The sequence below is a fragment of the Microbispora sp. H10670 genome, from assembly GCF_014161385.1.
In the GTDB taxonomy this organism is placed as follows: domain Bacteria; phylum Actinomycetota; class Actinomycetes; order Streptosporangiales; family Streptosporangiaceae; genus Microbispora; species Microbispora triticiradicis.
Genome location: NZ_JABBWW010000015.1, coordinates 160,180 through 181,275, shown reverse-complemented (window position 1 = coordinate 181,275; position 21,096 = coordinate 160,180). Strand labels below are relative to the sequence as shown.

The 21,096-nt window shown below is 72.4% G+C and carries 22 protein-coding genes and 1 pseudogene; 17 read left to right on the top strand and 6 right to left on the bottom strand.

From position 1 onward, the window contains the following. Together HHX33_RS21695 and HHX33_RS21690 are read right to left on the bottom strand one after the other, a co-directional pair. Positions 1–846, bottom strand: coding sequence for an ABC transporter permease (locus tag HHX33_RS21695; RefSeq protein ID WP_182876211.1), 846 nt, complete (start codon positions 844–846; stop codon positions 1–3). After that, positions 843–2,012: an ATP-binding cassette domain-containing protein gene (locus HHX33_RS21690; RefSeq protein ID WP_182876210.1), complete on the bottom strand. Its 1,170-nt coding sequence runs from the start codon at positions 2,010–2,012 to the stop codon at positions 843–845. Before HHX33_RS21690 ends, HHX33_RS21695 begins: the two co-directional genes overlap by 4 nt. A gap of 192 nt (positions 2,013–2,204) precedes the next feature. Here HHX33_RS21690 and HHX33_RS21685 point away from each other — a divergent pair, with 192 nt between their 5' ends. From HHX33_RS21685 to HHX33_RS21670, 4 genes are read left to right on the top strand one after another with little or no spacing between them, the layout of a single operon-like run. Beyond that, a complete protein-coding gene (locus HHX33_RS21685) occupies positions 2,205–3,176 on the top strand; it encodes an ABC transporter ATP-binding protein (RefSeq protein WP_182876209.1) in 972 nt (323 codons plus the stop codon). Next, a complete protein-coding gene (locus HHX33_RS21680) occupies positions 3,173–3,886 on the top strand; it encodes an ABC transporter permease (RefSeq protein ID WP_182876208.1) in 714 nt (237 codons plus the stop codon). The genes HHX33_RS21685 and HHX33_RS21680 overlap by 4 nt, the downstream gene beginning before the upstream one ends. Positions 3,887–3,897: 11 nt before the next feature. Then, positions 3,898–5,034, top strand: coding sequence for a sensor histidine kinase (locus HHX33_RS21675; protein ID WP_220502044.1), 1,137 nt, complete (start codon positions 3,898–3,900; stop codon positions 5,032–5,034). 30 nt (positions 5,035–5,064) lie between these two features. After that, complete coding sequence (locus HHX33_RS21670; RefSeq protein WP_138460338.1) at positions 5,065–5,670, top strand: response regulator transcription factor; 606 nt, start codon at positions 5,065–5,067, stop codon at positions 5,668–5,670. 33 nt (positions 5,671–5,703) lie between these two features. On the opposite strand, the gene HHX33_RS21665 is transcribed toward HHX33_RS21670, so the two are convergent. After that, positions 5,704–5,850 (bottom strand): hypothetical protein, encoded by a 147-nt coding sequence (locus HHX33_RS21665; protein WP_182876207.1) that lies wholly within the window; start codon positions 5,848–5,850, stop codon positions 5,704–5,706. A gap of 168 nt (positions 5,851–6,018) precedes the next feature. Here HHX33_RS21665 and HHX33_RS21660 point away from each other — a divergent pair, with 168 nt between their 5' ends. The 10 genes from HHX33_RS21660 to hxlB are packed head-to-tail and all read left to right on the top strand — an operon-like array spanning position 6,019 to position 14,551. Further along, on the top strand, positions 6,019–6,714 hold the full coding sequence (locus HHX33_RS21660; protein ID WP_182876206.1) for an isochorismatase family protein: 696 nt from the start codon (positions 6,019–6,021) through the stop codon (positions 6,712–6,714). A 3-nt stretch (positions 6,715–6,717) separates the two neighbouring features. Continuing rightward, the gene (locus HHX33_RS21655) at positions 6,718–7,506 is read left to right on the top strand and encodes an ATP-binding cassette domain-containing protein (RefSeq protein WP_138460336.1); all 789 of its coding nucleotides are present in this window, start codon (positions 6,718–6,720) and stop codon (positions 7,504–7,506) included. Beyond that, positions 7,503–8,528, top strand: a complete 1,026-nt coding sequence (locus HHX33_RS21650) for an ABC transporter permease (RefSeq protein ID WP_182876205.1) — start codon at positions 7,503–7,505, stop codon at positions 8,526–8,528. Before HHX33_RS21655 ends, HHX33_RS21650 begins: the two co-directional genes overlap by 4 nt. Positions 8,529–8,580: 52 nt before the next feature. Beyond that, positions 8,581–9,618: an ABC transporter substrate-binding protein gene (locus tag HHX33_RS21645; RefSeq protein WP_182876204.1), complete on the top strand. Its 1,038-nt coding sequence runs from the start codon at positions 8,581–8,583 to the stop codon at positions 9,616–9,618. A 55-nt stretch (positions 9,619–9,673) separates the two neighbouring features. After that, positions 9,674–10,411, top strand: coding sequence for an SDR family NAD(P)-dependent oxidoreductase (locus tag HHX33_RS21640; protein WP_182876203.1), 738 nt, complete (start codon positions 9,674–9,676; stop codon positions 10,409–10,411). Continuing rightward, positions 10,392–11,252 carry an FCD domain-containing protein gene (locus HHX33_RS21635; protein WP_182876202.1) on the top strand — a complete coding sequence of 287 codons (861 nt, stop codon included), beginning with the start codon at positions 10,392–10,394 and terminating at the stop codon, positions 11,250–11,252. The genes HHX33_RS21640 and HHX33_RS21635 overlap by 20 nt, the downstream gene beginning before the upstream one ends. 14 nt (positions 11,253–11,266) lie before the next feature. Further along, positions 11,267–11,659, top strand: coding sequence for a RidA family protein (locus HHX33_RS21630; RefSeq protein ID WP_220502043.1), 393 nt, complete (start codon positions 11,267–11,269; stop codon positions 11,657–11,659). Then, a complete protein-coding gene (locus HHX33_RS21625) occupies positions 11,656–13,038 on the top strand; it encodes an amidohydrolase family protein (protein WP_182876200.1) in 1,383 nt (460 codons plus the stop codon). Before HHX33_RS21630 ends, HHX33_RS21625 begins: the two co-directional genes overlap by 4 nt. Beyond that, complete coding sequence (locus tag HHX33_RS21620) at positions 13,035–13,997, top strand: sugar kinase (protein WP_182876199.1); 963 nt, start codon at positions 13,035–13,037, stop codon at positions 13,995–13,997. Before HHX33_RS21625 ends, HHX33_RS21620 begins: the two co-directional genes overlap by 4 nt. Further along, the gene (hxlB, locus tag HHX33_RS21615) at positions 13,994–14,551 is read left to right on the top strand and encodes a 6-phospho-3-hexuloisomerase (protein WP_182876198.1); all 558 of its coding nucleotides are present in this window, start codon (positions 13,994–13,996) and stop codon (positions 14,549–14,551) included. Before HHX33_RS21620 ends, hxlB begins: the two co-directional genes overlap by 4 nt. Positions 14,552–14,590: 39 nt before the next feature. On the opposite strand, the pseudogene HHX33_RS21610 reads toward hxlB, so the two are convergent. Next, positions 14,591–14,869: pseudogene (locus HHX33_RS21610) on the bottom strand (DUF4328 domain-containing protein); the annotation flags it as partial. A 37-nt stretch (positions 14,870–14,906) separates the two neighbouring features. Between HHX33_RS21610 and HHX33_RS21605 the strand changes: the two are divergent. Further along, positions 14,907–15,719, top strand: a complete 813-nt coding sequence (locus tag HHX33_RS21605; RefSeq protein WP_182876197.1) for an alpha/beta fold hydrolase — start codon at positions 14,907–14,909, stop codon at positions 15,717–15,719. A gap of 8 nt (positions 15,720–15,727) precedes the next feature. On the opposite strand, the gene HHX33_RS21600 is transcribed toward HHX33_RS21605, so the two are convergent. Further along, the gene (locus HHX33_RS21600) at positions 15,728–16,585 is read right to left on the bottom strand and encodes a helix-turn-helix domain-containing protein (protein WP_182876196.1); all 858 of its coding nucleotides are present in this window, start codon (positions 16,583–16,585) and stop codon (positions 15,728–15,730) included. Between the two features lie 127 nt (positions 16,586–16,712). Here HHX33_RS21600 and HHX33_RS21595 point away from each other — a divergent pair, with 127 nt between their 5' ends. Further along, on the top strand, positions 16,713–17,468 hold the full coding sequence (locus HHX33_RS21595; RefSeq protein ID WP_182876195.1) for an SDR family NAD(P)-dependent oxidoreductase: 756 nt from the start codon (positions 16,713–16,715) through the stop codon (positions 17,466–17,468). Between the two features lie 490 nt (positions 17,469–17,958). After that, positions 17,959–19,176 (top strand): exonuclease domain-containing protein, encoded by a 1,218-nt coding sequence (locus tag HHX33_RS21590; protein WP_182876194.1) that lies wholly within the window; start codon positions 17,959–17,961, stop codon positions 19,174–19,176. A gap of 129 nt (positions 19,177–19,305) precedes the next feature. Here HHX33_RS21590 and HHX33_RS21585 read toward each other — a convergent pair whose 3' ends face one another. After that, positions 19,306–20,835 (bottom strand): carboxylesterase/lipase family protein, encoded by a 1,530-nt coding sequence (locus HHX33_RS21585; RefSeq protein ID WP_182876193.1) that lies wholly within the window; start codon positions 20,833–20,835, stop codon positions 19,306–19,308. Positions 20,836–21,096: the final 261 nt, after the last annotated feature.

Genomic DNA, 21,096 nt, shown 5'->3' with positions numbered 1-21,096 from the left:
TCACCTGCGGTTGTACAGGCGCATGGTCAGCGCGCCGAAGACCGCGACACACACCGCGCCGCTGACCAGCACCCAGGTGATCTCCCCGGTGTCGGCAGCGCCCGCCATCAGCGAGCGGGCCGCGGTGACCAGGTGCGAGATGGGATTGACGCCCACGAACGCCTGCAGCCAGCCCGGCATCGTCTCCGGGTCGACGTAGACGTTGCTGAGGAAGGTCAGCGGGAAGAGCACCAGCATGCTGATGCCCATCACCGACTTCTCGCTGCGCAGCAGCAGGCCGAACATCGTCCAGACCCACGAGAACGCGAACGAGAAGGCCACCAGCAGGGCGATCGCGGCCACGACCCCGACGACGCCGCCCTGCGGGCGGAAGCCCAGCACCAGGCCGACCACGAGGATGACCGTCGCCGCCATCGTGTAGCGGAACATGTCGCCCAGCAGGTAGCCGACCATCGTGGACGGCCGCCAGATCGGCAGCGTGCGGAAGCGGTCGAAGACGCCCTTCTCGATGTCCTTGTTGACCTCGACCCCGGTGTACATCGTGATCATCACGACGCTCGTCACCATGATGCCCGGCAGCAGGAACTGCAGGTACTCGGTCGGCGAGCCCGCGAGCGCGCCGCCGAACAGGTAGGTGAACATCAGCGTCATCATGATCGGGAACGCGGTGACGTCGAAGAGCTGCTCGGGCACGTGCTTGATCTTCAGCATCGCCCGCCAGCCGAAGGTCATCGAGGCCGACAGGGCGCCGGGGCGCGGTGGGCGTGCCCCCGGGGCCAGGACCGCGCCCAGCGTCTCGGCCGCGGGAACGAAGGACGTGCCGGTCTCGGTCGTCGTGGCGCTCATACCGTCGTCTCCCGCGTCTCGTACGTCTCGTGCGTGTCGTGGTGCGTCTCGTGGGTCTCGTGCGACCCGTGCGACCCGTGCCCGGCGGGCCTGCCGGGTCCGGCGGCGGGCCGGTCCGCCGGAGCGGAGCCGTGGTCCCCGGCGCGTTTCCCGGCGCGTTCCCCACCGCGTTCTCCGCCGTGCTCCTCGGCGCGTTCCCCGGCGGGCGCGCCGGTCAGCGCGAGGAACGCCTCGTCGAGGCTGGGCTGGCCGAGGGAGAAGTCGTCGACGACGATTCCGGCCGCGGCCAGCGACCCGAGGGCGCGGGAGGCCCGCTCGGCGCCCGCGTCCGCGTCCCCCGCCGCGACGCGGGCGGTCAGCGCCACGGGATCGGCCTCCAGATGGACGGCGGTGCCCAGTTCCCCGGCCAGCACGCGCTCGGCCGCCGGCCGCTGCGCGGGATCGCGCAGCCGTACGTGGACCATGCCCGCGCCTACGGACGACTTCAGCTCACCGGGGGTGCCCTCGGCGATCACCCGGCCGTGGTCGACGACCGCGATGCGCCCGGCCAGCCGGTCGGCCTCGTCGAGATACTGCGTGGTGAGCAGCACGGTCGTGCCGTGGGCGACCACGATCCGGACGATGTCCCAGACCTGGTTGCGGCTGCGTGGGTCCAAGCCGGTCGTGGGCTCGTCCAGGAACAGCAGGTCGGGCGTGTTGAGGATGCTGGCCGCGATGTCCAGCCTCCTGCGCATGCCGCCCGAGTAGGTCTTGACCTGCCGGGCCGCCGCGTCGGTCAGCCCGAAGGCCTCCAGCAGCAGCGCGGCCCGGTCCCTGGCCGCGGCCTTCCGGTGACCGAGCAGCCGGCCGAGCAGGACGAGGTTCTCCGTGCCGGTCATCTCCTCGTCCACCGAGGCGTACTGGCCGGTCAGGCTCACCCGGGCGCGTACGGCGTCGGGTTCGCGCAGCACGTCGTGGCCGAAGACCCTCGCCTCGCCGCCGTCCGGGCGCAGCAGGGTCGCCAGCATCTTGACCGCGGTCGTCTTGCCCGCCCCGTTGGGGCCGAGCACGCCGTACACGGTGCCCGCGGGCACCCTCAGGTCGAGCCCGTCCACGGCTCGGTTCTTGCCGAATATCTTGACCAGGCCCGATGTCTCTATCGCCAGGTCCGTCGTGCGGTCCCGCATGATCTGTCGTCTCCGTTCCGTTCAGTCCTTCACGGAGGAGGCGCCAGATCCCGGTCACCCGGGCGCTAGATCCGATCTAGCGATCGGACGGTGCGAGGTCCGGGGCAGGCGCGGCCGGTCGTGACATCTGTCGTGGCCGGGTCGTGACAGACGGCGGAGGTACGCGCCGGGGCGGCGGTGGAGGCTCGCCGTATGAACCTTCATCACGGCGCCCCCGCACTGTCGGTCGCGGGGCTGTGCAAGGCGTACGGCGGGACCCGCGCGAAGGCGTACGGCGGGACCCGCGCGGTCGACGGGATCGACCTGGTCGTGGGTCCAGGAGAGGTGGTGGCCCTGCTCGGCCCCAACGGCGCGGGCAAGTCCACCACGATCGACATGATCGTCGGGCTGGTCCGTCCGGACGCCGGGCAGATCGCCGTGTTCGGCGCGTCTCCCCGCGAGGCGGTGCGAAGCGGCGTGATCGGCGTGATGCCGCAGGAGGGTGCGCTGCTCGACGACGTGACCGTGGGGGAGACCGTGACGCTGATCGCGTCCCTCCACCGGACACCGCCACCCGTCGAGGAGGCGCTGCGCCGTGCCGGGGTGGCGGACCTCGCCGACCGGCGGGCCGCGCGGCTGTCCGGCGGCCAGCGGCAGCGGGTCCGGTTCGCCATGGCGCTGGTGTCCGGCCCGGACCTGCTGGTGCTCGACGAGCCGACGGCGGCGATGGACGTCACGGCCCGGCGGGAGTTCTGGCGGTCGATGCACGCGTTCACCGGAACCGGCCGCACCGTGCTGTTCTCCACGCACTACCTGGAGGAGGCCGAGGCGTACGCGGACCGGGTCGTGCTGATGAACGCGGGCCGGATCGTGGCGGACGGCCCGGTGCCGGCGGTCATGGCCGAGGTGTCCGGCCGTACGGTGACCGCCGTCGTGCCCGGCGCCCGCGCCGAGGACCTGGGCACGCTCCCCGGCGTGACGGCGGTGCACGTCCGCGAGGGCAGGACCGAACTGCGCTGCGTCGACTCCGACCTGGTCGTGCGGGAACTGCTGGCCCGCCATCCGGACGCCCGGGACGTCGAGGTCGGCGCGCTGGGCCTGGAGGACGCGTTCCTGCGCCTCACCGGAACGCCGACCGGAGCGCAGACCGGGGCACCGGCCGAGGAGACGGAGGCCGCGCGATGACCGGGTATCTCGCGTTCGAGATCAGGCGGACGCTGCGGGACGCGAAGTTCCTGCTGTTCGCGGTCGCCCTGCCGGTGGGGCTGTACCTGCTGATGGCCGACCGTTTCGCCGACCGCGGGGCTCCCGCGTCGTACGTCATGGGCGGTGTCGCGGCGTTCGGGGCGATGAAGGCGGCACTCGACACGGGTGCTCGCACGGCGGTGGAGCGCGACATCGGCTGGCAGCGCCAGTTGCGGCTCACCCCGCTCAGCGGCGGCGGCTATCTGCTGGCCAAGGGGTCGGTCGCGATGGTCGTGGCGCTGCCGCCGGTGGCGGGCGTGTCGCTCGTCGCCGCGCTCGCCGGCGGGGTGCACCTGTCTCCCGGCGGGTGGGTGTCGGCCGTGCTCGGCGTGTGGGCGGGCACGGTGCCGTTCGCCCTGCTCGGCCTGCTGATCGGCCAGCTCGCGACCGCCCGGAACCTGCAGGCGTACCAGGGGGCGGTGGTGCTGCTGCTCAGCTTCGTCGGCGGGCTGTTCATCCCGGTGAGCACGTTCCCGGGGGCGCTCGCGACGGTGGCCAGGGTCCTGCCGAGTTACTGGCTCGCGCGGGTCGGGCACGCCACCACCCTGGGCGGTGACACCTGGCGGGCCGCGCTGGTGCTGACGTCGTACGCGCTCGTGCTCGGCGCCGCCGTGGCCGTCCGGTATCGCCACGGCGCCGCTCAGGCCTAGGGTTGACCGACGTGGGCGATCAGGGCGATCAGGGCGTATGGGGGCGTTCGGCCTGGCCGATGTGGACCCCGGCCCGGCCGGTCTCCCGTGCGGCCCGCATCCGTGGCGTCGCCGTGCTGTCGCTCGTCCTGCTCTGGCTGCTGTGGGAGTCGCTGGGGCCGGGCCGGGTCTGGCCGGAGGCCCCGGCGGCGCGCGTCGCGCTCGGAGCCGTCACGCTCCTGTACGCGGCGGGCTGGCTCGGCGCCATGGTCGGCGGGGTCCGCCTGCCGCCCCGGCGGCGGATCCCGCTCGTCGGAACGCTGTTCGCGCTGGCGGTCGTGGCGGCCCTGCTGCGCGACGGCCCGCTCCGCCTCGGCCACACGGGCGTGTTCGGCTTCGCGCTCGTCGTGGCGGTCTGGCTGCTCCCGGCGCGCTGGAGCGTGCTGCTCGGGCTGGTGACCCTGGCTCTCCAGGTGTCCCTCGGTCCCGTCGACTGGGGGCACGTGGGCGGGCTCGTCCCCGGGATCGTGATCCCGGTGGCCGTGACGCTGCTGATCCGGCTCGTCGTCCAGCTCGGCCAGGCCCACGAGGAGATCGCGGCGCTGGCCGCCGCGGCGGAGCGCGACCGGCTGGCCAGGGACCTCCACGACGTGCGCGGCCACAGCCTCACCACGATAACCGTGAAGAGCGGCCTGGCCCGCCGGGTGCTGGAGAGCGGCGGCGACCCGGAACGCGCGCTGGCCGAGTTGCGCGACGTCGAGCGGCTGTCCCGGCAGGCGCACGGCGAGGTGCGCCTTACCGTGTCGGGCCGCCGCCGGCCGTCCCTCGCGGCCGAGCTGGCGGGGGCTCGCGCCGCGCTGCGGGCCGCCGGGATCGGCGCCGTCCTCCCGCCGTCCGCCGACCACGTCAGGGCCGAACTGGCCGGGCCCTTCGCGTACGTCCTGAGGGAGGGGGTCACCAACGTGATCCGGCACAGCGGCGCGACCCGGTGCGAGGTGCTGCTCGGGGACGACTGGCTGGAGGTGCGCGACGACGGCCCCGGGCGGAACGCGGCGGAGCCGGGCAACGGGCTCTCCGGCCTGGCCGAACGGCTGCGTGCCGTCGGCGGGCGGATCGAGGCGGGCCCGCTGCCCGCGGGCGGCTTCCGGCTGCGGGCGAGCCGCACGTGATCCGGGTGAGCGCATGATCAGGGGAAGCACGTGATCAGGGTGTTGCTCGCCGACGACCAGGCGCTCGTACGCGGCGCGCTGGCGGCGATGCTGGCGCTGGAGCCCGACATCGAGGTGGTGGCGCAGGTCGGCTCGGGTGAGGAGGTCGTCGACGCGGCCCGGCGCAGCCGGCCCGACGTGGCGTTGCTCGACGTGCAGATGCCCGGCAGGGACGGGCTGGCGGTCACCGCCGACCTGCGCGCCGCGCTCCCGTCCTGCCGGGTGGTGATCTGCACGACCTTCGGGCGGCCGGGCTACTTCGCCCGTGCGATGGAGAACGGCGCCTCGGGCTTCGTCGTGAAGGACGCGCCGCCCGAGCACCTGGTCGACACGGTGCGGCGGGTCCACGCGGGCCTGCGGGTGGTCGATCCCGCCCTGGCCGCCGAGTCGCTCGCCAGCGGGTCGAGCCCGCTGACCGCGCGGGAGCGCGACGTCCTGCGCGCGGCCCGGCAGGGCGGCACCGTGGCGGAGATCGCCCGGAGCCTGCACCTGTCCGCCGGGACCGTACGCAACCACCTGTCCGCGGCCATCGGCAAGACGGGAGCGAGCACCCGCGCCGAGGCCGCGCTCATCGCCGACGAGCACGGCTGGCTCTGATTTCGCTCTGATCCGGCTTCGGTCGGCCCGCGGTCATCGCGGGAGAGGCGTGCTCGCGGGCCGGAACATCGCGGGGTTGCGCGACGCCCAGGCGAAGTAGCCGACACCTGCTCCCGGAAGGGCCGGGGCCGCCAGGACGGCCATCGCGAATCCCCCTCCACCGGTCAGCAGGACGTCCATCGCCGATCCTTTCCCTCACACCGCGAGTGTGTCAACTGTGACACATAAATCATGTTCCTGACCATGAAACCGCAGAACAGCTCATTTGATGTGTCGCTATTGACACACACTTTCCGTGGGTGGCAGGGTCGGGGCCCACGGGCGAGAGCCGCCCGCGAGGAGGTTCGAGTGACCACTGTCAACGAGACGTACGCGCACAGCCTGGAGAACGCGGACCTGCGCGCCTTCTACGAGGCCGCCGGCTTCGCCGGGCGCGTCGGATGGGGCGAGCGGCCGGCGATCCTCGTGATCGACATGGCCGGGGCCTGGGCCGATCCGGAGGAGCGGATCGGCTCGGACCTGTCGGCGGTGTCCGACAGCATCGTCCGCATCCTGGAGGAGGGCCGCCGCGCGGGCCTGCCGATCATCTTCACCACCATGGCGTGGGACCCGAGCCTGGCCGAGATCGGCGAGGTGGTCCGCCGCAAGACGCCGCACAGCGAGCTGATGCTGCACGGCACGGAGCGGGTAACGCTCCGGCCGGAGATGGGCCGCCGTCCGGAGGAGCCGCTCGTCGTCAAGCCGCGCGCCTCGGCGTTCTTCGGCACGTACGTGGACGCGATGCTGATCTCCGCCAAGGCCGACACGGTGATCGTGGTGGGGTGCAGCACCAGCGGCTGCATCCGGGCGACCGCCGAGAGCGCGTTCAACCGGGGTTTCCACGTCATCGTCCCGCGTGAGGCGGTCGGCGACCGGAGCCCCTCCGCGCACGCCGCCAACCTCTTCGACATCGACGCCCGCTACGGCGACGTGCTGCCCGAGGCCGAGGTGCTGGACCACCTGCGATCGCTGTCCCAGACCCATCCCCGCGCCGCGGAGGAATGACCGATGACCGACCGGCAACCTCCGGTGCTGCGGGCCACCGGGCTCGCCAAGTCCTTCGGCCACGTGCAGGCGCTGCGGCACGGTGAGCTCACCGTCCACGCCGGGGAGGTGGTCGCCCTCGTCGGCGACAACGGCGCCGGCAAGAGCACGCTGATCTCCTGCATCTCCGGCGCCCACCTGCCGGACGCCGGCGAGGTGAGGGTGGACGACCGCCCGATGCCGCTCGGGTCGATCAAGGCCGCGATGGAGCACGGCATCGCCACGGTCTACCAGGGCCTGGCGATGGCTCCCGACCTGTCGGTGGCCGAGAACCTGTTCCTCTCCTGTGAGCTGCGCCGTCCCGGCCTGCTGGGACGGCTCGGCCTCCTGGACAAGAAGGCGATGCGCGAGCGCGCCTGGGAGCTCATGGACAGTCTCGGCATCACCACCCTCCAGGACGTGACCCTGCCCGTCGGCGACCTGTCCGGAGGACAGCGCCAGGTTGTCGCGGTCGCCCGCGCCGTCTCCCGCGCGGGACGTCTGGTGATCATGGACGAGCCGACGGCGGCGCTCGGCGCCCGGCAGTCGCAGATGGTGATCGAGACCATCAGGGCGACCCGCGACCGCGGCCTCGGCGTGGTCCTCATCTCGCACGACCTGCCGAGGGTGCTGGAGGTCGCGGACCGGATCGTGGTCATGCGGCTGGGCCGGGTGGTGGCCGACCTTCCCGCGCGGGAGCTGAAGATCGGCCAGATCGTCGCGCTGATGCTCGGCGAGCAGAACGACCCACGTGAGGAGAGCCTGCCGGCATGACCGCGACGCAACCGACACTCCGGGCCCCGTCGAACCGCGCCCGCGCCGGCGCGCTGATGCGGTCCACCCCCGCCTACATCGTGGTCGCGCTGGTCGCGCTCGTCGTGGTCTTCACGATCATCTCGCCCGAGGGGCGCTTCCTGGACGCCACCAACCTGCAGGCGGTCGGGCGCAACAGCGCCGGGCTCGTCCTGCTGGCCGTCGGCCTGACCTTCGTCCTCGGCGCCGGGCACATCGACCTCAGCGTCGGCGCCACGCTCGTGCTGTCGTCGGTGGTCGCGGGCACCGTGGCCGTGGACATCGCCGGCCCACCGTCGGCGTCGGGGACCTTTCCCGGCGCCGGGCCCGCCATCGCCGTCGCGGCGCTCGCCGCGGTCGTCGTCGGAGGGATAGCGGGGCTGGTCAACGGGCTCCTGGTGACCAAACTGAAGGTCAACTCCTTCGTCGTCACGCTGGGCACGATGGGCGTGGCCACCGGCGCCGCACAGGTCCTCACGAACGGGTCGAACGTCGCCGGGATCCCGCCGGACGTCCAGACGTCCTTCGGGCTCAACTCGATCGCCGGGATCCCGCTCCCGCTGGTGCTGGCGGTGGTGGTCGCCCTGGTGGCCGGCGTCGTCCTGTCGCAGACCAGCGCGGGCCGGCACGCCCTCGCCATCGGCTCCTCCTCCGACGGGGCCATGCGGGCGGGCGTCAACGTGCAGCGCAGCACGATCGCGGTCTTCGTCATCTCCGGGCTGATGGCCGGGATCGCCGGCTTCCTCGACATCACCCGGTTCGGCACGACGGCCATCTCCGGGCACGAGACGACCATGCTGCAGGCGCTGTCCGCCGTGATCATCGGCGGGACGAGCCTGTTCGGCGGACGCGCCTCGGTGCTGGGCTCGGTCCTCGCCACCTTCATCCCGACCATGCTGCTCGCCGGGTTCGTCATGGTCGGCGTCTCGTCCTTCTACCAGAACATCGCCATCGGCGCCGTTCTGATCATCGCTGTCTGGCTCGACCAGCTGCGCGGCAAGTAGCCCCCACCGAGATCCCCCTGCCGAGACACGCGCCGAAACACGGAGAACCACCATGAACGTACGCACCAGTGTGCTGGCCGCCGCCGCGCTGACGGCGATGGCCCTGACCTCCGCCGCCTGCGGCTCGTCCGGTGACACCGGCGCGGCGGGCGGCACGAGCGGCGCCACCGCCGAGCAGAAGTCCGGCCCCCTGCAGATCTCCCTTCTCACGACGTACAACGGCCTGCCCTTCTACACGGCGATGCAGTGCGGCGCGCAGGACGCGGCCAAGAAGCTGGGCGGCGACATCACGGTGAAGGCCGACGGGCCGTCGCGGGGCATGAACGCCGCCGACCAGACCCCGGTGCTCGAAGGGGTGGTCAACCGGCGCCCCGACGGCATGATCTTCGTACCGGCCGACCCGGCCGCGATGGTCGCGCCGATCAGGCTCGCGGTGAACGCCGGGATCCCGGTCGTCACCACCGACGCGACGCTGAACGAGAAGGTGGCCAAGGCGCAGTTCCGCGGTGACAACAACGCGGGCGGCGCGCTGGCGGCGGAGGAACTGCTCAAGCGGGCCAAGGGGCAGAGCGGGAAGGTGCTCGTGCTGGACACCCGGCCCGGCCTGCCGGTGACCAACGAGCGCGCCGAGGGGTTCGTCAAGGCGCTCAAGGACTCCGGCTCGAACCTGCAGATCCTCGGCACGCAGTACTACGAGGACGACCCGACCAAGGCGGCGACCATCGTGCAGAGCTCGCTGGGCGCCAACCCGGACATCGTCGGGATCTTCGCGACCTCCGAGTCGGGTGCGATGGGCGCCGTCTCCGGGCTCCAGGCCGCCAAGGTCGACAACGACAAGATGACCGTCATCGCGTACGACGCGGGCCCGACGCTGGTCTCGGCGCTGCGCGCCGGGACGCTCGACGCGCTCGTCGCGCAGGGCTCCTACACCCAGGGGTACGACGCGCTGACCCGGCTCGTCCAGGACATCCGCGGCGAGGTGCCGCAGGGGGCCGCCTTCGACAACGTGGTGCCGAACGCGATCGTCACCACCGACAACGTCGACTCGCCGGAGATCAAGAAGTTGCTCTACCCCACAAGCTGCTCGTGATCGTGGCACTGTCGCTGTCGAACATCATCAACGCGAATTCAACGAGGGGATCGAGATGACGGCCGACCTTGCCGGGAAGGTGGTGGTGGTGACGGGCGCGGCCTCCGGGCTGGGCGCCGCGACCGTCCGCGACGTCCTGGAACACGGCGGGCGGGTGGTCGCCGTGGACCGGGCGCAGGACGTCAAGGCGCTCGCGGGGGACGGGGTGCTGCCCGTCGTCGCCGACGCCGCCGACGAGCGCCAGGTGCTGGACGCCGTACGCGCGGGGGAGGACACCTTCGGCCTGGTGAACGGCGCGGTCGCCTGCGCGGGGATCACCCGCGCCGGGACGGTCGACTCCATGAGCCTGGACACCTGGAACGAGGTGCTGCGGGTCAACCTGACCTCGGTCTTCCTGCTCGCGAAGGCCGCCGTCCCCGCGATGCGCCGGGCGGGCGGCGGCGCGCTGGTCGCGGTCGCCTCGCAGGTGGGGCTCGTGGGCTACCCGGAGAACGTCGCCTACTGCGCGGCGAAGGCCGGGGTGATCAACCTGGTCCGCGCGATGAGCGTGGACGCCCGGGACAGCGGCGTCCGCGCCGTGGCGGTCTGCCCCGGGCCCGTCGACACCCCGATGCTGCGCGAGGGCTTCGCGCAGACCGGGGAGGGGTACGACCTGGCGGCGTCGCGGGTGCCTCTGGGCCGCGTCGCCCGGCCGGAGGAGATCAGCGCCACGATCTGCTTCCTGCTGTCCGACGCGGCGGCCTTCGTCACCGGCACGGCATGGACGGTCGACGGTGGCTACACAGCGCAGTAACCCCGAGGCCGGCGACCCCCTGCAGGCCGGTCCGCCCGCCCCCGCCTCGGTCCACGCCTCTGTTCACGCCTCGCTGGAGCCGAGGGCGCTGGAGCTGCTCCGGGCCATCGCGAACTCGCCGGAACCGCTCGGCGCGCGGGAGCTCGGCCGCCGCATCGAGGCCGGCAACCGGCCGCTGAGCGAGTCGACGGTGAACCGGCTGCTGCGGCGGCTGGACGAGCAGGGCCTCACCCGTTCGATGGACGGCAGGGGACGGGTCGTGTCGGAGGCCGGGCGGGCGCTCGCGCAGCGGGCGGCGGCCGAGGTCACCTGGCACCAGCAGATCGGCTCCCTGGAGATCCGTACGGTGCAGGACGTGCGCGACCTGCTGGTCGCCCGGCGCGGCGTGGAACGCGAGATCGTCCGGGAGGCGGCGACGTCGGTCTCTGGTGAGGACGTCGAACGCCTGCAGTCGGTCATGGAGGAGTACGAGCGGTCCGTCCACACCGAGGAGCGGCGCCGCGACGTCTCCACCAACTTCCACAAGGCGCTCGCGTCGACGGTGGAGAACACGATGCTCCGCGCCGTCGCCATGGTGATCTTCGATCCCCGCTTCGACATGCTGGAGCACGTCCTCGACATGGTCACCGCCGGGCGCGGCACGACCATGCACTCCGTGCACGAGCACGAGGAGATCATGCGCGCCATCCGGGCCGGCGACCCGGACGCGGCGGAGGCGGCCATGGTCCGCCACATCAACCGCCTCATCGCCGACGCCAGTGCCGTGGTCGCCCCGTCCACGCGCCTGGCGATCGAACTGCTGCTCAGGAACCACAGCCCCGTCATCGGCGGCGGCACATGACCCTGGAGGAACCTGTGTCCACTATCACCCCGATCATCACCGACGCCGCGGCGGCGCCGAGCGCGTCCTACTCCCAGGGCATCGTGGCCGGCCGTCTCGTCGTGACGGCGGGACAGATCGGCCGCGACGCGGTGACCGGTGAACTGCCGGCCACGCTGGCCGGGCAGGTGGAGTCGGCCATCGCCAACCTCAAGGCCGTGCTCGCGGCGGCCGGGCTCGACCTGTCGCACGTGGTGAAGACGACCTGCTTCCTCACCCGGATCGAGGACTTCCCGGAGTTCGACTCCATCTACCGCGAGCACTTCTCCGACCCGCTGCCCGCGCGCAGCACGGTGGGCGTCGTGCTGGCGGGCGACCTGCTGTTCGAGATCGAGGCGTTGGCCGTCAAGCCCGAGGAAGTGGCATGAAGCCCGGTTTCGACCTGCTCATCCGCGGGGGTGAGGTCGTCAACGGCGACGCCCGGGCGGCGCTGGACGTCGGCGTTGCCGGAGGGCGGATCGCCGCCCTCCTCGCGCCGGGTTCATCGGCCGCCGCCGAGCGGGAGATCGACGCGACCGGGCTGCTCGTCATGCCCGGTGGCATCGACACCCACACCCACGTCGCCTGGCCGTACGACGACACCGTCACGGTGGACGACTGGCACTCGGCGACCCGGGCCGCGGTGCTCGGCGGGACGACCACGATCATGGACTTCGTCCCGCCCGCCGAGGGCGGCCTGGCCGCGCGCTGCCGCGCCCGCGTCGAGGAGGCCGCCGCCGACGCGGTGATCGACTTCGGGTTCCACCCGATCCTCACGGGGTCCGACGCCCGGAACGTCGAGGACATCGGCAAGGTCATCGCCGAGGGCTTCACGTCGTTCAAGATGTACACGACGTACGAGGACCGGCGCGTCGACGACGGAGCCGCCTGGACGCTGATGCGGGCCATCGCCGCGAACGGCGGGCTGCCCGGCTTCCACGCCGAGAACCACGAGATCCTCACCAGCGCGCTGGACGACCAGGTCCGCTCCGGCCACCTGGGCCTGGCGGACTATCCCCACAGCCGCCCCGGACTGGCCGAGGCCGAGACCATCCACATGGTGTCGATGTACGCCCGGCGGCTGAACACGCCGGTCTACATCTTCCACGTCTCCGGCTCCGACGCGCTCGACGCCGTACGCTTCGCGCGCCGGGCCGGGACGGTCGTCCACGCCGAGACCTGCACGCACTACCTCGCGCACGACGAGAGCGTGTTCACCGGCAAGGACGCGTGGCGCTTCGTCATCTCCCCGCCGATCCGCGGCGCGGCCGACCGGCTCGACCTGTGGTCGGGGATCGCGGACGGCACGGTCGTCTCCGTCGGCTCCGACCACTGCGCGTACGACACCTCCGCGAAGCGGGGCTGGGAGCACGACCACCGGCACATCCCGGCAGGCGCCCCCGGCATCGAGGCCCGTACACCGGTGCTGTGGAACGAGGCTGTGAACGTGCGCGGACTTGATCCGTGCCAGTTCGTCCAGGTCTCGGCGGAGCGCGCCGCGCGGGCGCTCGGGCTGTTCCCGCGCAAGGGCCGCGTGGCGGTCGGCGCCGACGCCGACCTCGTCCTGTGGGACCCGGCCCGCGCCTGGACCGGCGCCGACCTGCGGCCCGTCTCGCCCGCCACCTTCTCCCTGTACGAGCGGTCGAGCGGCACCGGGCTCGCCCGGCACGTCGTCGCAGGAGGCCGTCTGGTGGTCGAGGACGAGAACTTCGCGGGGGAGAAGGGCGCGGGACGGTTCCTCGCCCGCGCGCCGATGGCCCGGCCGTGAGCGCACCCGACGTCGTCACGTACGGCGAGATCATGGGCAACTTCGTGGCCACCGAGGTGGGCCCGCTGGAGAAGGCCACGCTGTTCGAACGGCGGCTCGCGGGCTCGGAGCTGAACGTCGCGGTCGCGCTGGCGCGGCTCGGCCACCGGACCGGATACGTCGGCCGCGTGGGCGACGACCCGCTCGGGGACGCCGCCCGCGTCCGCCTGCGCGAGGAGGGCATCGACGACGCGCACGTGCGCGCCGAGGACCACGCGGTCACCGGCATCCAGCTGAAGCAGCGCGTGCTCGTCGGGGACCCCCGCTACGTGTACTACCGCCGCGGGTCGGCCGGGTCGCTGCTCGCGCCGTCCCCCGAGACGCTGGCCTACGTGGCGTCGGCCCGGCACCTGCACGCGACCGGCATCCCGCCCGCGCTGTCCGCGACGGCCCGCCGGTTCGCGTACGAGGCGATGGAGGCGGCGCGGGACGCCGGGGCGAGCGTCACCTTCGACCCGAACCTCCGTCCCACCCTCTGGCCGGACCACGGCGAGATGACGCGCCTCGTGGACGACCTGGCCACGCGGGCCGACTGGGTGCTGCCCGGCGTCGCGGAGGGCGAGGCGCTGACCGGGCGGCGCGAGCCGGAGGCCATCGCCGGTCACTACCTGTCGCGGGGAGCGCGCGGGGTCGCCGTCAAGCTCGGCGCGGCGGGGGCCATGCTGTTCACGCCCGAGGGGTCGTGGACCTGCCCGCCGTTCCGGGTCACGACGGTCGACACCATCGGGGCGGGCGACGGGTTCGCGGCCGGGTTCGTCAGCGGCCTGCTCGATGGTCTCGACGAGGAGCAGCGGCTCCGGCGCGCGTGCGCGGTGGGGGCGCTCGCCACCAGCAACAAGGGCGACAACGAAGGCATGCCCACCCGTGCGGAACTGGACGCCCTCCTCGCGGCGGACCTACCGGTGGAAGGAACGCGATGACCGCGCGCAGTCTGCTCGACGTCGTCCAGACGGAGGTGGCCGGCGTCCTGGCCGAGGTCGAGCCGGCCACGCTGGAGACGGCCGCCGACCTGCTGGACCACGCGCCGCGGATCTTCGTGGCGGGAGAGGGCCGGTCGGGCTACATGGCCAGGGCGTTCGCCATGCGCCTCGTTCACCTCGGCCGTACGGCGTACTTCGTCGGCGACACCTGCACGCCGTCGACCGGGCCGGGCGACCTGCTCGTCGCCGTCTCCGGGTCCGGGACGACGGCGGCCACCGTACGCGCGGCGCGGGCGGTCACCGACGGCGGCGGGGAAGTCCTCGCGGTCACCACCGCGCCGTCGTCGCCCCTCGCCACCGGCGCGCGGCACGTCCTGCACGTGCCCGCCGCCACCAAGCACCGGCGCGAGGGCGAGGCGGCCACCGTGCAGCCCCTGTCGAGCCTGTTCGACCAGTGCACGCACCTGCTGCTCGACTGCGTCTGCCTGGAGCTCGCCCGGCGGCACCACGTCACGGACGAGCAGGCGAGGCAGGCCCACGCGAACACCGAGTGACGGGTCTGTCCACCCGGCGGGGTTCTGGACAGCGGGGGTTCAGACAGCGGGGTTCTGGACGGCGCTGGGCATCGGCGTCGCGGCGGTGCGGCGGTCCTCCTGGAAGCGCGTGATCGACAGGACGACCGCGACGGCGAGGGCGGCGGTGACGATGTACGCGGCGTTGACGGCGATGTCGAAGAGCGCGGCCTCGCGCATTTCCGGTAGCTCTTCGGCGTTCAGGTATCTGCGGCCCACTCCCTTGGCGATCCACATGCTGACAAGCCACGCCAGCCACCAGGCCCAGACCAGTCCGGAACGGCGGGCGTGATCATTTCTCTCGGTCGGGTTCTGGCGGGCTCCTTAGGGTGTGGTGATGGACGTGAAGATCAGCGGTGTTCCGGTGCGCGTCGTGGAGCACGGCGGCGGAAAGCCCGTTCTGGCGTTGCACGGTGCGGGCGTGGACCATCGGGAGATGGCCGGCGCGCTGGAGCCCGTGTTCCGTGACCGGCCCGGTTATCGGCGCATTTATCCGGACCTGCCGGGAATGGGACGCACCCCGTTGCCGGACTGGTTCCGTGGCTCCGACGACACTTTGGATGTCGTGCTCGGCCTGATCGACGCTCTGGTCGGCGACGAGCCGATCGCAGTCGTCGGCCACTCCTTCGGCGCGTACCTCGCGAGGGCCGTCGCCGAACGGCGCCCTGAGCGGGTCGCGGGACTGGCGCTGGTCTGTCCCATCGGCGAGGAGGCACGCGACGTGCCCGCGCACGCGGTGCTGCACGGCTCGGCCGGTGTGGCCGACGCGCTGAGCCCGGACGAGCAGGCCCAGTTCCGCGACTACTTCGTGGTGCAGACGCCCGCCATGGTGGAGCGGTTCCGCGAGTACGTGGCTCCGGCCCTGCCCCTCGTCGACGGGAACGGCCTGGAGCGGATCTCCGACCGATGGCGGCTGAGCGACGCTCCCGCGGAGACGTCCCCGTACACCGGCCCGGCGCTGATCCTCGCCGGACGCCAGGACTCCACGGTGGGGTACGCCGGTCCCTGGGAGCTGGTGGAGCGGTATCCGCGTGCCACGTTCGCCGTCCTGGACCGCGCCGGTCACGCGCTGCCGCACGAGCAGCCCGGGCTGTTCACCGCCCTCGTCGCCGAATGGCTCGACCGGGTGGCCGAGCATCGTACGGCGTGACGCCGGTGTCAGCCGCCGACGGCGCGGAGGGCGCCGGGGCGGCGTCCGGTGAGCCGGTCGAGCCGCGCGGCGGTGGCGTGGTCGGCGGGAAGATAGGCGATCAGTAGCTGGCTGTCGTCGTCGGACAGGCCGAGGGTCTCGTAGGCCAGCCGCAGCTCGCCCTCCTGAGGATGCGTCAGCCGTTCGACGCCGGTGCGGCTCGGGCTGGATGGAGCCTTCAACCGGTCAGTGAAGGGGGCGCCGACGGCGAGGGTCAGCTCGTCGACGAGATGGCCGACGTGTGGGTCCTCCCGGCGAAGGCCCAGGCCGAGGACGGCGATCCGCTCGTCGGCCACCCGCTCCCACTCCGGATAGGCCGCCCTGGCCCTCGGATCGGCGAACAGGTAGCGCAGCAGATTGGCCCGCCCGTGGTCCAGCAGTCCGATGGGACCGGCGAGCCGCTCGTAGCCGTCCGTGTGGGCGAGCACGTCACCGAGCCGGTTGATGACCAGCGCGGGGGCGGGTTCGAGCCGGTCGAGCAGCGCCCGGACGGTGGGGCGCACCGACTGCGCGGGCGGCCTCTGGCACACGCCGACCAGCCGGCCCGCGCCGTCGGCCGCCTTGTAGTGGTTCAGCAGACGCAGGCGCTCGTCGGCGGACAGGCGCAACGCGTCGGCGAGGGCGGCGAGCACGGGCATCGAGGGGTGACGATCACGCCCCTGCTCAAGCCGGGTCAGGTATTCGACGCTGATCCCGGCGAGCGCGGCCAGTTCGGAACGGCGCAGGCCCGGGGTACGGCGCCGGCCGCCGCCGGGTAGCCCGACCTCGGCGGGGGTGACGGCCTCGCGACGGGCCCGCAGGAACTCGCCCAGACTGTTGTCGCTCACGATTCGCAGGCTACCGAGTGACCCCGTATCCGATCGTGGCCCTGCCGGGGCCAGCCTCGGCCCGGCCTCCCTTCGATGGTCGCCGCCGCCGGATCCTTGGGTCTCCACTGTGATGAGGAGCGTCGAAATGGATCTGGGACTCACCGGCCGTACGGTCATCGTGACGGGAGCCTCCGGCGGCATCGGCCGGGAGATCGCCCGCGGGTTCGCCGCCGAAGGGGCCGACGTCGTGCTCACCTATCACCACTCCCAGGAGGGCGCGGAGCGCCTTGCCAAGGAGATCGGCGGACGCTTGCTCGTCGCGCCGTACGACCTGGACGACGACGAGGCGGCCCGCACTCTTGCCGAGACCGTGATCGAGTGGTCCGGCCGGATCGACGTGCTGGTCAACAACGCGGTGCACTGGGGCGCCACGGAGCCGGATGCGGGTCTCGCCTTCGAGGCGGTGCCCGACGAGAGGTGGCAGAAGACGATCAGGGCCAACGTCGAGGGCGCGCTCCGGCTCACCCGGGCGGTCGTCCCGTCCATGCGGGAGCGCCGATGGGGCCGGCTGGTGCACATCTCCTCTGCCATCGCGGTCGACGGGATGCCCGGCGGTGAGTACTACGGCGCGGCCAAGGCGGCACTGCACGGTTTCAGCAGGTCCGCCGCGTTCGGGCTCGGCAAGGACGGCGACATCCTGTCCAACGTCGTCATGCCCGGCCTCACCAGGACGGAGACCAACGGCGCGATCGTCGAGCAGGCGGGCGGGCACTACAGCGCGCTGGCTCCGATCGGCCGCCTGCTCGACGCCGCCGAGGTCGCGAGCGCCGTCGTCTACCTGGGCTCCGCCGCCAACACCGGCATCACCGGACAGGCGATCAAGGTCACCGGCGGGGCCTGACACTCTGGTCGAGGGTGGTGCCGGGCGTGCCGGCCCAGCTGCCGAGGAGGCGGAGTTTGTCTTCGGAGTCGCTGCCGGGCTCGGCTCCGTAGACGACCAGGGTGAGATTGTCGGCAGCCAGGTGCACTTCGGCGTCGCATTATCGCCAACTGTCCCGCGTCAGGCCCGGAGCCGCGGAAGGCGTGGAGAACCTTCTCGGACTCCCCACCGCTTGTAGACGTTGACGCGCCCGGCGTCGACAAGATCGGCGCTGAGACCGGGTCGACAGTGAGCCAGCCGGCGATGATGATCACGCCGTCACCGTAGGATCCGGCACCGACAAAAGCCCGTGCGCCGTACGTCGTCCAGCCCGGTCCGGGTCTCGCCGGCCGGCGAGAGGACCTTATGTCACGAACCTGTCACGCTCTGTCGGTTCTGCCTGATATTCCATAGGGCGGGTGTCATGGTCCAGCCAGGTACAGGGTCCGTACGGCTGGCAGGGAGTGGCGCGATGGCGAGGGGTCCGTTCGGGTATGCGGTCATCGACGTGGAGACGACCGGGCTGGCATCCAGACGGCACGATCGTGTCATCGAGATCGGAGTCGTCCACCTCACGCCCGCGGGTGAGGTGACTGGCGAGTGGACGACCCTCGTCAACCCCGAACGCGATCTCGGTCCTCAGCACATCCATGGGGTCAGCGCTGCCGACGTACGGCACGCGCCTACTTTCGCCGACGTCGCCGGGACCGTCATCGAACTCCTGCGTGGACGTGTGGTGGTCGCGCACAACCTGCCCTTCGATGTCGGCTTCGTCGCGCAGGAGTTCGCCCGTCTCGGTGCTGCCGCCCCGCTCCGCCGTGACCTCGGTGTCTGCACCATGGCCGAGGCGATCCGGTACCTCCCGCAGGCTCCCCGCTCGCTCGCGGCCTGCTGCGCCATGGCCGACATCCCTCTCAACGGTCATCACGATGCGCTCATCGACGCCCGGGCCTGCGCTTCGCTCCTGCGGCACTATCTGGACCTCGCCAGCCCGGCTGACCCCTGGCGGGACCTGCTGCACACCGCGGTACGAACCCCATGGCCGCACCTCCCGCCCACCGGCGCCCCGTGGGTACGGCGAGGCGTCTCCGCCGATCGCGATGGTCACTTCCTGGCACGCATCGTCGACCGGCTTCCCCGGGTGCCGCATCCGGCTGCGGCGGACTCCTACCTCGCGCTCTTGGACCAGGTGCTTCTCGATCACCACATCTCCGCGTCGGAGGCCGACGCCCTGGTCACGCTCGCCACGGACCTCGGCCTGAGCCGCGAGGACCTGAACCGGCTGCACCACGACTACCTCGCCGCGCTCGCCGAGGCGGCGCTCGCGGACGGCGTCGTCACCGTGGCCGAACGCCGTGAGCTGGATCTGGTCGCCACACTCCTCGACCTCTCGTCCACGGCGGTCGACGAAGCCCTAACCCGGTCGAGGGACGAGAAGGTGCCGGCCGTTCAGCGGTTCCGGCTGGCCCCCGGAGACCTGATCGTCTTCACTGGGGAGATGGACGGCGGACGGGACGCCTGGGAGGCCCGTGCCCGCCAAGCCGGGTATGTCCCGCACCCCACCGTGACAAAGAAGGTGCGACTCCTCGTCGCCGCGGATCCTGACACGCTCTCGGGCAAGGCCCGCAAGGCTCGGGCGTACGGGCTCCCCATCGTCACGCCCGACGCCTTCAGCTGCATGATCGGCTGATCGTGTCGCGTCGCCCCCGGCGAGAGCCGGCCGCGACCCCCTGAGCCTGTGTCCTTCCGGGGGAATCAGAGGCATCACCGGGCAGGCGGTCAAGGTCACCGGCGGAGCGTGAGTGCGGCCGCTCGTTCCCTAGGGTGCGACCAGCGGGAGCGCCGCGAAGGCGTGGTCCCGCCACAGCAGCCGCGAGGCCTCCTCCGGATAGGCGGTGACCGTCGACGGCGTGTCGAAGAGCTGGGCGAGGCGGCGCTCGGCGTCGTATGGAGGCCAGCCGGGGTCGCCGTGCGCGGCGAAGGCCGTCCACGCCGTACGCATGCGCGCGGACAGCTCCTCCGCCGCCGGGGAGGGCGGGGTGCCGATCAGCATGGCAGGCTGCCCGCTGCTCAGGTTGCCGAACACGAGCGGCACGTCCAGGCCGTGGCAGGCGCCGAGGGCACCGCCCAGCCCCGGGGCGGGCCACGTCAGCTCGTAGAGGTGGGCCCGCCCGCCCCCGGCGATCTGCGCGTCGGCGAGGCGAAGGCTCGGCATGCGGAACAGCCAGTCCCCGTTGACCAGTTCGTACAGCTCCTCGTCGGCGGCGGCGGGGAACGCCTCCCGGTAGCGGCGCGCGCCGTCCGGGCCGGGGGCGAGCATGCGCAGGGCGGTCTCGGTCTGCTCGGATGTGACCTGGCCGAGCGCGCCGTCGATCAGGCTGAACAACCGGTGCTCGTCACGTGTGTGCCCGGCGAGAAGCTCGACGTCCCGGGCGGCCCCGCCGGCCAGCGCCTGCCACGGGGTAGCCGGCAGGACGTCGCCGTCGACGACCGGAGCGAACGGGATCGGCCGGTGGGTGATCTGCCCCCAGCGCTCCCGCCATCGGACCATCTTCGCCGAGATCGCGTCGCCCGCGGCGGGCAGCCGGGCCGGGTCCACCGCCGACATGCCGGACACCGTGGGCCGTACGCCCAGCTCGGCGGCGCAGGTGGCGGCGACGTCGGCGGCCAGCTCGGGGGAGAAGAATGTGCCCGGCACACTCTGCGCGACCGCCCGGCGGAAGAGCCCGGCGGCGCGCGGCATCGCGAGCAGCGCGGCGACCGATCCGCCGCCCGCCGACTCCCCGAAGACCGTGACGCGGCCAGGATCGCCGCCGAACGCCCGGATGTTGTCCCGCACCCACCGCAGAGCCGCGACCTGGTCGAGCAGCCCCCGGTTGGCCGGGGCTCCGTCGATGAGCGCGAAACCCTCGATGCCGAGGCGGTAGTTGAGGGTGACGACCACGACTCCGCTCGCGGCCAGGCGCCCGGCGTCGTACTCCGGGAGGCCGGCGTTGCCCGAGACGTAACCGCCGCCGGGGATCCACACCATCACCGGGAACTCCGCCGCCGGGTCCGGTTCCGCTGTCCACACGTTGACCGTCAGCCAGTCGTCACCGGCGGACTCCTGGGACCCTCCGAGCAGGCCGGACTGCGGGGGCGGCGGGCCGTACGCGAGTGCCGGGCGCACACCATCCCAGCCGCGCACCGGCCGCGGCGCGGCGAACCGCAGGGCGCCGACCGGCGGCTCGGCGTACGGGATGCCGCGGAAGACCGTCATCCCCGCCTCCCGGCCGCCGCGCAGGACACCGGCCGCCGTGCGGACCTCCGGCTCGGACTCGTACGGCGTGCCAGACGCGGTGACGGCCACTTCGCGGTCTCCTCTCCGAACCTGCCCGGCCGAGCATGCCAACGTGTACGGACCGCGGGCAAACCATTTTGGAAAGCGACGCCGACGGGTCTGAAAGCCTGATTTCGGCCGTCCGCCACCGTGGTGTCTATGGCATTGGTAATTTCCCACATCCCGTTCACATCCAAATGCTTTAAGGAGTGAGCTGGCCCGTAGGTGCTGTCATCGATCGCTAGCATGGGCCGAATGCTCACAACTCGGGACGTGCCGATACAGACCAGG